Annotated in this window: 14 protein-coding genes; all 14 read left to right on the top strand. The window is 72.2% G+C overall.

The features are described 5' to 3' along the window. Positions 1–167 precede the first annotated feature (167 nt). Genes H5965_RS20405 through H5965_RS20470 form a run of 14 tightly spaced genes read left to right on the top strand, consistent with a single transcriptional unit; the run spans position 168 to position 13,759 of the window. On the top strand, positions 168–1,199 hold the full coding sequence (locus H5965_RS20405) for a 2-oxoglutarate and iron-dependent oxygenase domain-containing protein (RefSeq protein ID WP_310971626.1): 1,032 nt from the start codon (positions 168–170) through the stop codon (positions 1,197–1,199). Continuing rightward, a complete protein-coding gene (locus H5965_RS20410) occupies positions 1,196–2,482 on the top strand; it encodes an aminotransferase class V-fold PLP-dependent enzyme (RefSeq protein ID WP_310971627.1) in 1,287 nt (428 codons plus the stop codon). Before H5965_RS20405 ends, H5965_RS20410 begins: the two co-directional genes overlap by 4 nt. Next, positions 2,475–3,278, top strand: a complete 804-nt coding sequence (locus H5965_RS20415) for an alpha/beta fold hydrolase (RefSeq protein ID WP_310971628.1) — start codon at positions 2,475–2,477, stop codon at positions 3,276–3,278. The genes H5965_RS20410 and H5965_RS20415 overlap by 8 nt, the downstream gene beginning before the upstream one ends. Before the next feature lie 28 nt (positions 3,279–3,306). Continuing rightward, entirely contained in the window at positions 3,307–4,854 is a 1,548-nt protein-coding gene (locus H5965_RS20420; RefSeq protein ID WP_310971629.1) for an ABC transporter substrate-binding protein, read from the top strand. A gap of 1 nt (position 4,855) precedes the next feature. Further along, on the top strand, positions 4,856–5,806 hold the full coding sequence (locus tag H5965_RS20425) for an ABC transporter permease (protein ID WP_310971630.1): 951 nt from the start codon (positions 4,856–4,858) through the stop codon (positions 5,804–5,806). After that, positions 5,803–6,645 (top strand): ABC transporter permease, encoded by an 843-nt coding sequence (locus H5965_RS20430; protein ID WP_310971631.1) that lies wholly within the window; start codon positions 5,803–5,805, stop codon positions 6,643–6,645. The genes H5965_RS20425 and H5965_RS20430 overlap by 4 nt, the downstream gene beginning before the upstream one ends. Further along, the gene (locus tag H5965_RS20435) at positions 6,642–7,439 is read left to right on the top strand and encodes an ABC transporter ATP-binding protein (RefSeq protein WP_310971632.1); all 798 of its coding nucleotides are present in this window, start codon (positions 6,642–6,644) and stop codon (positions 7,437–7,439) included. The genes H5965_RS20430 and H5965_RS20435 overlap by 4 nt, the downstream gene beginning before the upstream one ends. Further along, positions 7,436–8,218: an ABC transporter ATP-binding protein gene (locus tag H5965_RS20440; protein ID WP_310971633.1), complete on the top strand. Its 783-nt coding sequence runs from the start codon at positions 7,436–7,438 to the stop codon at positions 8,216–8,218. The genes H5965_RS20435 and H5965_RS20440 overlap by 4 nt, the downstream gene beginning before the upstream one ends. Beyond that, complete coding sequence (locus H5965_RS20445; RefSeq protein WP_310971634.1) at positions 8,215–9,165, top strand: LLM class flavin-dependent oxidoreductase; 951 nt, start codon at positions 8,215–8,217, stop codon at positions 9,163–9,165. The genes H5965_RS20440 and H5965_RS20445 overlap by 4 nt, the downstream gene beginning before the upstream one ends. Then, complete coding sequence (locus H5965_RS20450; RefSeq protein ID WP_310971635.1) at positions 9,162–10,094, top strand: LLM class flavin-dependent oxidoreductase; 933 nt, start codon at positions 9,162–9,164, stop codon at positions 10,092–10,094. Before H5965_RS20445 ends, H5965_RS20450 begins: the two co-directional genes overlap by 4 nt. Further along, positions 10,091–10,993: an LLM class flavin-dependent oxidoreductase gene (locus H5965_RS20455; protein WP_310971636.1), complete on the top strand. Its 903-nt coding sequence runs from the start codon at positions 10,091–10,093 to the stop codon at positions 10,991–10,993. The genes H5965_RS20450 and H5965_RS20455 overlap by 4 nt, the downstream gene beginning before the upstream one ends. Then, positions 10,990–12,216, top strand: a complete 1,227-nt coding sequence (locus tag H5965_RS20460; protein ID WP_310971637.1) for an LLM class flavin-dependent oxidoreductase — start codon at positions 10,990–10,992, stop codon at positions 12,214–12,216. The genes H5965_RS20455 and H5965_RS20460 overlap by 4 nt, the downstream gene beginning before the upstream one ends. After that, positions 12,216–13,244, top strand: coding sequence for a P1 family peptidase (locus tag H5965_RS20465; protein ID WP_310971638.1), 1,029 nt, complete (start codon positions 12,216–12,218; stop codon positions 13,242–13,244). The genes H5965_RS20460 and H5965_RS20465 overlap by 1 nt, the downstream gene beginning before the upstream one ends. Further along, positions 13,241–13,759 (top strand): AAA family ATPase, encoded by a 519-nt coding sequence (locus tag H5965_RS20470; RefSeq protein WP_310971639.1) that lies wholly within the window; start codon positions 13,241–13,243, stop codon positions 13,757–13,759. Before H5965_RS20465 ends, H5965_RS20470 begins: the two co-directional genes overlap by 4 nt. Positions 13,760–13,839: the final 80 nt, after the last annotated feature.

Here is a 13,839-nt window from a genome sequence, read left to right on the forward strand (position 1 = left end):
GTTCTTCGCCCTACGAAAGGAGGTTCCCGCGAGGTGGACGGCGGCTTCGGTGACCGACGACAGCGGCCGGGTGCCGGCACACTGGTGTCACGGTCGACCAGGTGCCCACGGAGTCCGCGATGTGAGAACACCCGTCCCGCCTGCCGGGGCGGCTTAGGCTGCCGGACGTGACGACGCTCGACGAATCCGGGGCGGCCACCGCTCTGCCGCTGATCGACATCTCGCGCTTCCGCGACCCGGCCGCCGACCGGGCCGCGTTCCTCGCCGGGCTGCGCCGGGCAGCGCACGAGGTCGGCTTCTTCTACGTGGTCGGGCACGGCGTGCCGGACGAGCTGACCACCGGGATCTTCGACGTGGCGAAGGAGTTCTTCGCGCTGCCGGTCGAGGAGCGGCTGGCGATCGAGAACATCCACTCGCCGCAGTTCCGCGGCTACACGCGCACCGGCTACGAGTACACCGGCGGCACGCCCGACTGGCGGGAGCAGATCGACATCGGCCCGGAACGGGAGCCCGTCGAGCCCGGTGGCCCCGCGTGGCAACGCCTGATCGGTCCCAACCAATGGCCGGAGGCGCTTCCCGGGCTGCGGGAGACGACCTTGGCCTGGCAGGCCGAGGCCCTGCGCGTCAGCCGTGAGGTGCTGCGGGCGCTCGCCGCGGCGCTGGGGCAGGACGAGGGCTACTTCGACGCGTGGTTCGACGAAGAGGCGTCCACGCACGTCAAGATCGTCCGTTACCCGGGCCGGCCATCGGCGGAGCAGGACCAGGGCGTCGGCGCGCACAAGGACTACGGCTACCTCGCGCTGCTGCAGCAGGACGAGGTCGGCGGCCTGCAGGTGCGGGCGGCCGACCGCAGCTGGATCGACGCCACGCCGATCCCGGGCAGCTTCGTGTTCAACATCGGGGAAATGCTGGAGATCGCCACCCAGGGGTACCTGAAGGCGACGCACCACCGCGTGGTCAGCCCGCCCGCCGGGGTCGAGCGGTTCTCCGTGCCGTTCTTCCTCGGGCCGCGGCTGGACGCGGTCGTGGAACCCCTGGAGCTCCCGGCGGAGCTGGCGGCCGAGGCCCGGGGTGTCAGTCAGGACGCCGACAACCCGCTGCACGCGGCTTTCGGGGAGAACGCACTGGTCGGGTGGCTGCGGTCGCACCCGAAGGTCGCCGAGCGCTGGTGGTCCGACGTCCTGGCGGAGCGCGGATGACCGCGTTCGAGACCCGCCAGATCCACGCCGGCGCCCGCCCGGACCCGGCGACCGGCGCCCGGGCGACGCCGATCTACCAGAGCACGTCGTTCACCTTCACCGACGCGCACCACGCCGCCGAAGCGTTCGCGCTGCGGGACCTCGAGACCCACGCCTACACGCGGTTGTCCAACCCGACGACCGCCGTCGTCGAGGAACGGCTCGCCGACCTCGAAGGCGGGGTGGCCGCGGTCGCGGTGGCCAGCGGCCAGGCCGCGTCGACGCTGGCGCTGCTGAACATCGCCCGCGCCGGAGACCACGTCGTCGCGGCCGCGAGCCTTTACGGCGGCACGTACAACCTGCTCGCCTACACCTTCGCCGACCTCGGGATCGCGGTCGACTTCGTGCGTGATCCCGACGACCTCGCGGAATGGCGGGCCGCGATCCGGCCAGAGACGAAGGCGTTGTACGCCGAGACGGTCGGCAATCCGCGAGGCAACGTCCTGGACATCAGCGCGGTCGCCGAAGTCGCCCACACCGCCGGGGTGCCGCTGGTCGTCGACAACACCGTGCCGACGCCCTACCTCGCGCGGCCCCTCGAACACGGCGCGGACATCGTCGTGCATTCGACGACGAAGTTCCTTTCGGGCCACGGCACCGGCATCGGCGGGATCGTGGTCGACGGCGGCAAGTTCGACTACACGGCCGAGCCGGACCGCTGGCCTCAGCTGACCCGCCCGGATCCCAGCTACCACGGCCTCGTGTTCGGGCAGGAGTTCGGCGAGCTCGGCTACGCCCTCCGGCTGCGCACCAAGCTCGTCCGCGACCTCGGCCCGGCGGTCTCGCCGTTCAACAGTTTCCTGCTCCTGCAAGGCATCGAGACGCTGTCCCTGCGGATGGAGCGGCACGTCGAGAACGCTCACACGGTCGCCGCGTGGCTCGCCGAACACCCGGAGGTCGAGGCGGTGCACTACGCCGGGCTGCCCGGCAGCCCGTGGCACGACACGACCAAGCGGTACCTCTCGCTCGGCGTCGGCGCGGTCGTCGCCTTCGAGCTGAAGGGCGGCCTCGGCGCCGGACGCCGGTTCGTCGACCGGCTGCGGCTGTTCAGCCACCTCGCCAACATCGGCGACGTGCGCAGCCTGGTGATCCACCCGGCTTCGACCACGCACGCCCAGTTGGACGACGAACAGCAGCGGGCCGGCGGGGTCACCCCGGGCCTGGTCCGGTTGTCGGTCGGCCTCGAAGGCGCCGACGATCTCCTGGCGGACCTGGCGCACGGACTGGAGGGCAGCGATGGCTGAGTTCACCGGAAGCCGCGGGAAGATCCACTATGGACACTGGACGCCTGCGGAACCGAAGGCGCTGGTCGTGTTCTTCCACGGCCTCGGCGAGCACATCGGCAGCTACGAGCCGTTCGCGGAAGCGCTGACCGGTGCCGGGTTCGCCCTGTGGGCGCTCGACCACGCCGGGCACGGACGCAGTGACGGCGAACGCGTCCTGATCGAGGCCGTCGACGACCTCCTCGCCGACGCCGCCACCCTCACCGGCCTCGCCCGCGACGTGCACCCCGGACTGCCGCTGGTGATCGCGGGGCACTCGCTGGGCGCCACTGTCGCGACCCTCCTGGTCGGCGAAGGTCGGCTGCCGGAACGCCCGGCCGCGCTGGTGCTCGCCGGTTCGTCGCTGGTGCCCGACGCCGAAAGCGGCCTGGTCGCGCTGCTGGCCAGCGGAATCGATCCGTGGGACCTGCGCAAGGACCCCGGCGAGCTGACCCGCCACCCCGGATACGCCCAGCAGATCCGCGACGACCCGCTGACCTGGCAGGGTGGCCTGCGCCTGGAGACCCTGAGGGCCCTCGGCGAAGCAGCGCCCCGGGTCGCCGCCGTCCTGCCGGAACTCGACCTGCCCGTGCTCCTGCTGCACGGCGCGGACGACGACCTCGCGCCCGCCGCCGGGGCGCTGCGGGCGGCCGACCTGCTCCCGGACGCCAAAGCCGTCGTCTTCCCCGAAGACCGCCACAACATCCTGAACGAGCTCGACCGCGACGACGTGTACCGCGTCTTCACCGAGTTTGCCGCCGAGCACGTCCGCGGCTGAACCGCAGACCCCGTCCCCGAGGAGAACCATGCGACGCCTTCTTCCGATCCCTGCTGCGCTGGTCGCGGTGGTCCTGACCGCGACCGCGTGCGGCACGGGCGGCGCCGCGGACCCCGCGGCCGGCACCTCCGCGCAGGCGGCCACCCCACCGGACGACCAGCTGAACACCGCCGCCACCGTGAACGTCCGGCTGGTCCTGGAACCGTCCAGCCTCAACATCTTCTCGACGTCCGGCGCGGCCCTCGATCAGATCCTGCTCGACAACGTCTACCAGAACCTGGTCTCGGTGAACCCCGAGGAGAAGGACAAAATCGTCCCGCAGCTGGCGACGTCGTGGGAGCAGGCGCCCGACGGCCTGAGCTACACCTTTCACCTCGCCTCCGGCGCGAAGTTCCACGACGGCTCGCCGCTGACCTCCGCCGACGTCGTCTGGTCACTGCAGCAGCAGACCGCGTCCGGCTCGAAAGCCGTCTATGGTGCGGAGTTCGCCTCGATCGCCGACGTCACCGCGCCCGACCCCACGACCGTCCGCATCGGACTGAAGAGCCGCGACACCTTCCTGCTGTGGAACCTGACCCAGCGCGGTGGCGTCGTCTTCAAGAAGGGCACCGACTTCGCCACTTTGGACGGTGCGGAGAACGGGTCCGGCCCGTTCAAGCTCGCCCAGTGGAACCGCGGCTCGTCGATCACCTTCCAGCGCGACGACGCCTACTGGGGCGCCAAGCCGAAGGTGGCCAAGGTCGTCTTCCACTACATCACCGAGACCAACGCGGCCAACAACGCGGAGCAGACCGGCCAGACCGACGTCGAAACCGCCGCGGATCCGACGCTGCTGCAGCCGTTCACCTCGGGTGATGCCTTTTCGGTGCTGAAGGGCACCACGACCGACAAGTACACCCTGGCCTTCAACGGCACGAAGGCACCGTTCACCAACCCGGACGTCCGGCACGCGCTGCGGCAGGCGGTCAACAAGCAGGACATCGTCAAGGCGGTCGGCGCGGGCACGGTCATCGGCAGCTCGGTCCCGCCGCAGGACCCGTGGTACGAGGACCTGACGTCGATCGACGCCTACAACCCGGACAGTGCGAAGCAGCTGCTCGCCAAGGCCGGGTTCGCGAACGGCCTGCAGCTCACCCTCGACGTGCCGTCGATCTACCCCACGTCGATCACCGACGTGCTGGTGTCCAACCTCAAGCAGGCCGGCGTCACGCTCACGGTGAAGCAGGTCGAGTTCCCGGCCTGGCTGTCGCAGGTGTTCAAGAACCACGACTTCCAGCTGAGCCTCGTCGACCACGCCGAGGCGCGCGACATCGCCAACTACACCAAGCCCGCGTACTACTTCGGCTACGACGACAAGCAGGTCCAGCAGTGGTACGGCCAGGCGCGCACCGCGGCGACCGACGCCGAGCGCGACACGTTGCTCAAGCAGGTCGCCAAGCAGATCTCCACCGACGCGGCGAGCGATTGGCTGTTCCTCGGCGAGGCCCACACGGTGGTCCGGAAGGGCGTCTACGGGGTGCCGAAGGCAGAGACGAGCAACCGGTTCCCCTTGGCGAACCTCGCGGTCGGCAAGTGAAGTGACACTGTTCCTGCTCCGCCGGACCGGGCTGCTGGTGGTCGCGCTGGCGATCGCGAGCGTGCTCGTGTTCGTCCTGTTGCGGCTGCTGCCGGGGGACGTCGCCGCCACCATCGGCGGCTTCCGCGCCACCTCGGAGCAGCTGGCGTCGATCCGCGCGGAGCTCGGCCTCGACCGGCCGCTGCCTGCCCAGTTCGGTTCGTGGGTGACCGGCGTCCTGCACGGCGACTTCGGCCGCTCTCAGCTCAACGGCACGTCGGTGACCGGCGAGCTGGGTCGAAAACTCCAGGTCACCGCGCCACTGGTGGCTGGGGCGGTCGTCGTCGCCCTGGCCGTCGCGGTGCCGTTCGGCACCTGGGCCGCGGTCCGGCGGCGCGGTCCGATCGGGACCGGCATCAGCGCGCTGTCCCAGATCGGTATCGCCGTGCCGACCCTGTGGCTCGGGCTGGTGCTCGTGCTGGTGTTCTCGGTCGAACTCGGCTGGCTGCCCGCGCAGGGCTTCCCGGCCGACGGCTGGAACTCACCCGGGCTCGCCCTCAAGAGCCTCGTTCTGCCGTGGATCGCGCTCGGCCTGTCCGAGGGCGCGGTGCTGCTGCGGTTCGTCCGCTCGGCCGTGCTCGGCGTACTCGACGCGGACTACGTCCGGGCGGCGCGCGCGAAGGGGCTCACCAAGGCCCAGGCGTTGCGGCGCCACGGCTTCCGCAACGCCGCCCTGCCCGTCGTGTCGATCCTCGGGCTGCAGCTGGCGACGCTCATCGTCGGCGCGGTCGTCGTCGAGCGCGTGTTCACCCTGCCCGGGGTGGGCAGCATGCTCGTCGGCGACGTCGGCAACCGGGACCTGGTGAAGGTCCAGGGCGAGGTGTTCCTCGTCGTCGCCGCGGTGCTGGTGATCGGTTTCGCCGTCGACGTCGTCCACCGCCTGATCGACCCGCGCCTGCGGGAGCCGCGATGATCCGCCGCGCGTGGAGGCCGTTGCTGCGGCGGCCGGGCGGGGTCTTCGGCCTCGCCGTGGTGGTCTTGCTCGTGCTCGCCGGAGTGGTGTCGCTGTGGTGGACGCCGTTCGACCCCCAGGCCACCAACCCAGGGCAGGCCTGGCTGCTGCCGTTCCAGGGCGGGCACCTGCTCGGCACCGACCGGATCGGACATGACCAGTTCAGCCAGCTCCTGGCCGGTGCCCGCGAGACGCTGGTCGCGGCGGTGGCGTCGGCGGCCGTGGCGACGGTGGTCGGGCTCGTGCTGGCCCTGCTGGCCGTCCTCACCCCGCGCTGGGTCGGCGCGGGAGTGGTCCAGCTGATCGACCTGCTCGTCGCGTTCCCGGTGCTGCTGCTCGCGATGGTGCTGGCGGCCGTCTACGGCAGTTCCCTGGCCACGGTCGTCGCCGCCATCGGCATCGGGTTCGGCGTCGCCGTGGCCCGGGTGGCCCGCGCCGAGCTGACCGCCGCACTCGGCAGCGACTACGTCCTCGCCGCCCGGGCCGGGGGCGCGCGGACCGGCCGGATCGTCCGGCGGCACCTCCTGCCGACACTGGCGCCCACCCTGATCGTCCAGCTGTCGCTGGTCATGGCGCTGGCGGTGCTGGCCGAGGCCGCGTTGACCTACCTCGGCTACGGCAGCTCGCCGTCGTCGCCGTCCTGGGGTGGCATGCTCCACGAGCAGCAGGCCTACATCGCCGCCCGGCCGCTCCTGGTGATCTGGCCCGGTCTCGCCGTCGCACTCACCGTGCTCGGCTTCAACCTCCTCGGCGACGCCCTGCGCGACGCCACCGACCCGAGGCTGGTGACGACCCGATGAGCCTCCTCGAAGTTGAGGACCTGACCGTCCACATCGGAACGCGAAAGCTCCTCGAAGGCGTTTCGTTCACTGTCGGCGCGGGGGAGCGGGTCGGCCTGATCGGGGCGTCCGGCTCCGGGAAGTCGCTCACCGCGCTGGCCGTGCTCGGCCTGTTGCCCGACGGGATGACCGTCCGCGGCAGCGTCCGGCTCGACGGCACGGAACTGCTCGGCCGCCCCGACCGGGCGTTGTCGGCTGTTCGCGGCGAGCGGATCGCCATGGTGTTCCAGGACCCGCGCACCGCGCTGAACCCGCTGATGCGCGTCGGCAGGCAGATCGCCGAACCCCTGCGGGCCCACCGCGGCCTGACCCGAAAGGCGGCCGCGGCCGAAGCCGTCGCCTTGGCCGAGAAGGTCGGTCTGCCCGATCCCGAGCACGCCGTCCGGGCGTTCCCGCATCAGCTGTCCGGAGGGCAACGCCAGCGGGTGGGCATCGCGATCGCGTTGGCCTGCCGTCCCGCCCTGCTGCTGGCCGACGAACCGACGACCGCGCTCGACGTGACCGTGCAGGCGGAAATCCTCGGCCTGCTGCGCGCGCTGGTCGCCGAACAGGGCACGGCGCTGGTGTTCATCACCCACGACCTGGCCGTGCTGGCGCAGATCGCCGAGCGAGTGCTCGTGCTCGGTGGCGGCCGGCTGCTCGAAGACGGCTCGCTCGGCGACGTCCTGCACGCACCCCGGCAGCCGGCGACCCGCGAACTCCTCGACATCGCCCGAGCCAGTGCGTTCCGGCGCTCCCGGGAGGTGACCCCGTGACGCTGCTCGAGGCCACCGGCCTGCACCGGTCGTACCGGCTGCCCCGCGGCCGGCTGTTCGAACCCGCCCGGCACCGGCACGCCGTCCGCGACGTCGGCCTGACGCTCGAAGACGGCGGCCGGCTGGGGATCGTCGGCGAGTCCGGCTCCGGCAAGTCGACGCTGCTGCGGTTGCTGCTCGCCATCGAGAAGGCCGACACCGGGGCGGTGCGCTACCGCGGGCGGCCGGTCACCGGGCGCGACCTGACATGGTTCCGCCGCGATGTGCAGGTGGTGCTGCAGGACCCGTACAGCTCGCTGAACCCCCGCACGGTCGTCCGGGACATCGTCGCAGAGCCCCTGGAATGCCTGCGGGTGCCGGGAAACCACGACGCGCGCGTCGAAGAGATCCTCGTCGCGGTCGGCCTGGAGCCGGACGCCGCGGGGCGCTACCCTCACGAGTTCTCCGGCGGCCAGCGGCAACGGATCGCGCTCGCCCGCGCGCTCGCGCCGCGGCCGAAGATACTCGTCGGCGACGAGCCGTTCTCGGCCCTCGACGCGGCCGTCCGCGCGCAGATCATCGACCTGGTCGCCGGGCTGGCGGACACGATGGGTCTCTCGCTGATCCTCGTGTCCCACGACATCGGCGTGGTCCAGCAGCTGTGCGACCGGCTGCTGGTGCTCAAGGACGGGGTCGCCGTCGAGCAGGGCCGCACTGCCGACGTCCTCGCCGCACCGGAGCACCCCTGCACCCAAGCCCTGCTGGACGCCGTGCCCCAGCTTCCCGAGGAGGTCGGATGAGCGCGTTCAAGCTCGGGTTCCTCACCCATGTCCACGGGCCGGGCAAGGACCTGCGCACGGTCCTGCGCGAGCTGCTCACAGTGTTCGCCGAGGCCGAAGAACTCGGATTCGACGGCGGCTGGGTCGCCCAGCACCACTTCCGCACCGATTACGGCCGGCTGCCCTCGCCGCTGGTGTTCTTCGGTGCGGTGGCGGCCCGGGCGCCCCGGCTCCGCCTGGGCACCGCGGTGACCGTGCTGCCGCTGGAAGACCCGATCCGGCTCGCCGAGGACGCGGCCGTCCTCGACGCGCTCACCGGCGGCGCCCTCGAACTCGGCTTCGGCACCGGCGGCGCCAACACCGACGCCTTCGCCCGGTTCGGCCAGGACCCCGCCCACCGCCACCGGCTTCACGACGACAACCTCGGCACGCTCCGGCTCGCCCTGGGCGGCTCGGTCCTGCAGCCGCCAACGCCGGCGCTGGGCGACCGGCTCTGGCAGGCCACCTCGGACGTCACCCGGGCCGCGGCGATCGGCCGCGCCGGCGACGGCCTGCTGCTCGGCACGGCCGTCCACGACCCCCGCAAAGTGCAGCGCCCCCTCGCCGAGGCGTACGCGGCGGCGTCGGTCCGTCCTCGCTTCGGCATCGTGCGCGCCGTGTTCCCGGCGAAGGACCGCCAGGCCGCCCAGGACGACCTCGCCCCGGCGCTGGAGATCCACCGCCGGAACTTCGCCGAGCTGACCGGGCTCAGCCCCGAGGAGCACCTGGCCCGGATCAACGTCCACCACGGCAGTACCGAGGAAGTCGTCGAGAGCCTGCACGCCGATCCGGCGTTGCTCGGCCTCCTCAACCCGGACAGCTGGTTCCTGCCCGTGGTGCAGCACGAAATGTCCGATGTGGACGCCGACATCGAGCGGCTGCGGGTGATCGCCACCGAGATCGCCCCGGCTCTCGGGTGGCGGCGATGACCTTCCACCTGGGCTTCCTCACGCACGTCCACGGCGAAGGCCGCGTCCCCGCCGGACGGCTCTACCGCGACCTGGTCGAGTTGTTCGCCGCCGCCGAGGAACTGGGTTACCAGTCCGGCTGGGTGGCCCAGCACCACTTCCAGCCCGAGCACGGCCGGCTGCCCTCGCCGCTGGTGCTGCTCGCGGCGGCGGCCGAGCGGACCCGGCGGATCCACCTCGGCACCGCCGTCACCGTGCTCCCGCTGGAAGACCCGGTGCGGCTGGCCGAGGACGCCATCGTCCTCGACGCGCTCTCCGGCGGCCGCCTCCAACTCGGGCTGGGCAGCGGGACACCGGTCGTCGACGACTTCGCCGTCTTCGGCCGCGACGTCGGAAACCGGCACGCCGAGTACGACCGCCACCTCCGTACCCTGACCGAGGCGCTGACCGGACACGAGCTGAGCGAACGGCTGTGGGAGTCCAGCCTGCGGCCGCAGGTGCTGACCGACGCCGCCGTCTCGGGCCGTGGCTTGCTGCTCGGCGTCGGACCCGCTGACCGGGTCCAGGCCGGGCTCGCGGCCGGTTACCTCGACGCCGGCCCCCGGACTCCGCGGATCGCGGCGGTCCGCGGCATCTTTCCCGGGTCCAGCCGCGCGGCCGCCGCCGCACAGCTGGAGACCGACGTGGCCCGCTACCGGTCCTTGCACGTCCGCGCGGGCTGGGCGCCGCACGAGGACATCAGCCTCACCGAACTGCTCCGCCTGATGAACGTCCAGCACGGCACTCGAGAGGACATCGTCGAATCCCTGCGCGCCGACCCCGTCTTCGCCGGGCCCGGCACCCACCTGATCGCGGCCGTCCAGGCCGAAAGCTCCACGCTCGGCCAGGCTCTGGACCGGCTGGAAACCATCGCCACGAAGATCGCCCCGGAGCTGGGGTGGCGGCCGTGACCCGGTTCCTCGCGCTGGGCGCGTTCCTGCAGGAACCCACCGCCGGGCCGTCCGGCTTCGCCTTCCACGCCGACATTGCGCGGCTGCTCGAACGTGGCCGCTTCGACGCCGTTCTCGTCGCCGACGACCCGGCAGCAAAAGGGCTGTTCGAGCCGCTCACCCTGCTCTCCGCATTGTCCACGGTCACCAGGCACATCGGACTGGTCGGTACCGTGGGCACGACCGGCCGGCAGCCCTACCACGTTGCACGGAAGTTCGCGTCGCTCGACCACCTGTCCCACGGCCGGGCCGGGTGGCAGGCCGATCGGGGAGAAGACCACGGGCGCGCGGACGAGTTCGCCGACGTCGTCCGGCAGCTGTGGGACAGCTTCTCCGACAAGGCCATGATCCGCGACGTCGCCACGGCCCGGTACTACGACCCGGACCAGCTGCGGACGCCCGAACACCGCGGCGAACATTTCCGCGTCCGCGGGCCGCTGAACATCTCCCGGCCCCCGCAGGGACATCCGGTCGTGTTCGTGACCGGGACCGGCCCGGGTTTCGCCGCCCGGCACGGCGACGTGTTTCTCGTTTCCCGGCCGGACGTCGCCACCGCGATCGCCATCCGGGCCGCGGTCGAGGCGGCGGGCCGCAAACCCGCGCAGATCCGCGTGTGGGCGCAGCTGTTCCCGCTCGAAGCGGGCACGCCGGAGCAGCTCGCCGACCGGATGCAGGAGTGGTTCACCGAGGGTGCCGCCGACGGGTTCACCGTGTCGTTCCCCTCCCTTCCCGGGCCGGCCATCGACTTCGTCCGGCAGGTCGTGCCGATCCTGCGCCGTCGCGGCCTGGTCCCCGACGGCTACCACGGGACGACGCTGCGGGAGAACCTCGGCCTCGCCCGTCCGGAGGTGACCCGATGACCCGGCAGCTGCACTTCACCGCGTTCCTCAAGCCGCCGGGGGAGTACCTCGCGGCGTGGCGGCACCCGGACACCCGCGCCGACGCCGGAGTCGACTTCGACACCGTGCTGTCCTTCGCCCGCGCCGCGGAAGCGGCGAAGTTCGACGCGGTCTTCTTCGCCGACCTCGTCGGTGTCCCGCTGGAGAGCCAGGACGTGCTGTCGCGGGTGTCGGTGGTCAACGACTCGTTCGAGCCGACCACGCTGCTGGCCGCGCTGGCCGCGGCGACCAGCCGCATCGGCCTCATCGCGACTGCCTCGACCACCTACAACGAGCCCTGCCACCTGGCGCGGACGTTCGCCTCGATCGACCACATCTCCGGCGGCCGAGCGGGCTGGAACGTCGTCACGTCGCTCAACGACGGGGAAGCACTCAACTTCGGCCGGGACGCCCACGTGGGCCACGCCGACCGGTACGCCCGGGCGGAAGAGTTCTTCGACGTCGTCACCGGCCTGTGGGACGAGGCGGGCCCGTTGCACATCGCCCGGCCCCCACAAGGGCGTCCGGTGATCGTGCAGGCCGGCGCGTCGGAAGCGGGCAAGCAGTTCGCCGCCCGCGTGGCCGAAGTCGTGTTCTCCGGCCAGCGGGACCTGGCGCGGGCCACGGAGTTCTACGCCGAAATCAAAGACCGCGCCGCGGCCTTCGGCCGGAGCCCCGACGAGCTCAAGGTGTTTCCGGCGCTTTCGGTCATCACCGCGGAGACCCGTGCCGCCGCCGAAGCCAAGCGCGACACCCTGCGCGGGCTGATGCCACCCCAAGTGGCGCTGGCGCACCTGGCCTACCTGCTCGGCGGGTTCGACCTCACCGGCCACCCGCTCGACGGGCCGCTGCCGGAGCTGCCCGAGTCCAACCAGTCGAAGAGCACCCAGCTCGACGTCTACCTCCGGGCCCGGCAGCGGGGACTCACGATCCGGCAGCTGGCCACCGAGATCAGCGACGACTCGAGCACGATCGTCGGCCCGCCGGAGGAGGTCGCCGACCACATCGAACGCTGGTTCGGCGCCCCGGCCGCCGACGGGTTCACCCTCGTCTTCCCGTACCTGCCCGGTACGCTCGACGACTTCGTCCAGCTGGTGCTGCCCATCCTGCGCCGCCGTGGCCTGTTTCGGGCAAGATACGACGGGACGACGCTGCGTGACCACCTCGGCCTCGGCCGACCGACCTCGAGGTACGGACCTTCCTGATGGCACCTCACACCGCGGGCGAGCACAACGCCTTGACCGACGTCCCGGGCCTGCGCGTCGGCCACGCCACCCGCATCGGCGACGGCGCGCTGACCGGCACCACGGTCGTGGTGCCGCCACCGGGCGCGGTGGTCTCGGTCGACGTCCGCGGCGGCGGACCGGCCACCCGCGACACCGCCGCCCTCGACCCTCGTCACCCCGCTCCGGCCGTCGGCGCGATCACCCTGACCGGTGGCAGTGCGTTCGGTCTCGCGGCGGCCGGAGGCGTCCTCGGCTGGCTGGCCGAGCACCGGCCCGAAGCGACGTCCGTCGTCCCCGTCGCGGCACTGTTCGACCTCGGCCGCGGCGGGGACTTCCACGCCCGTCCGCACGCGGAACTCGGGGCTGAAGCCGTCCGCGCGGCCACCGGCGGCCCGGTGGCGCAGGGCAACGTCGGGGCCGGAACCGGCGCGGTCAGCGCGGAGATGAAGGGTGGTGTGGGGACCGCGAGCGCGATCCTGCCGGACGGCACGGTCGTCGCCGCCCTGGCCGTCCTGAACTCCCACCACCCCGCGGTGGACCCATCGTCCGGGCTGCCCTACGGGTGTGCACTGGGCGCGACTTCCCGCCAGGGCCGGGCCTGGCGGGAGTTTTCGCTGAACGCGCTGGACGAAGCCGCCCGTGCCGCGGCGCGGGAGCGGCTGGCGGCGTCCACACGCGACCGGGACACCCGGACCCCGCTGAACACCGTGATCGGCGTGGTCGCGACCAGCGCGTCCCTCGACCCGGGCGCGGCGTACTGCCTGGCCGGCGCGGGCCAGGACGGGCTGGCGGTGGCGGTCCGCCCGGCCCACGGCATCGCCGACGGGGACACGGTGTTCGCGGTGGCCACCGGCACGAGCGCCACCGGCGCGACCCCGGCGCTGTTCGCGGCCGCGTCGAACGCCTTCGCCCGCGCGATCGCCCATGCCGTGCTGGCGGCGGAGTCCGTGACGACGGGTTGGGGGCACATCGCGGCCTATCGCGAGCTGTATCCCGAGGCCGGGTGACGTCCGCCGTCCTGGTCGTGCTGGGCGGCCTGCCGGGCACGGGCAAGTCCACGGTGGCCCGGCCGCTGGCTCGCGCACTGGGTGCGGCCTATCTGCGCATCGACACGATCGAGCAGGCCTTGGTGGACTCCGGTGAGCTTCCGGCACGACCGCGGGCCGCGGGGTACGTCGCCGGTTACGCCCTGGCCCGCGACCAGCTCGCCAACGGCGTCTGCGTCGTCGCCGAGTGCGTCAATCCGCTGGCGATCACCAGGGACGCGTGGCGCGCGGTCGGGGATCGGGTCCTCGAAGTCGAGCTGGTTTGTTCCGATCCGGTCGAGCACCGTGCCCGGGTGGAGGGGCGGGCGGGTGACATCCCCGGGCTGGAGCTGCCGACGTGGCGGGACGTCGTCGAGCGGGAATACGAGCCGTGGGACCGCGACCACCTGGTCGTCGACACCGCCGCGGTGACGGCGGCCGGATGCGTCGAGCTGATCCTCCGGTACGTCGGCCGGCTCCCGGCCAATCGTCCATAATGGACAGAATCGCGGACTGGTCCATCCGCACCAACGGTGTTCCCGCCGTCGTCCATTCAGTGGGAAGTTAACGAGCCGGC

The sequence above is a fragment of the Amycolatopsis sp. 505 genome, assembly GCF_031625235.1.
GTDB lineage: Bacteria > Actinomycetota > Actinomycetes > Mycobacteriales > Pseudonocardiaceae > Amycolatopsis.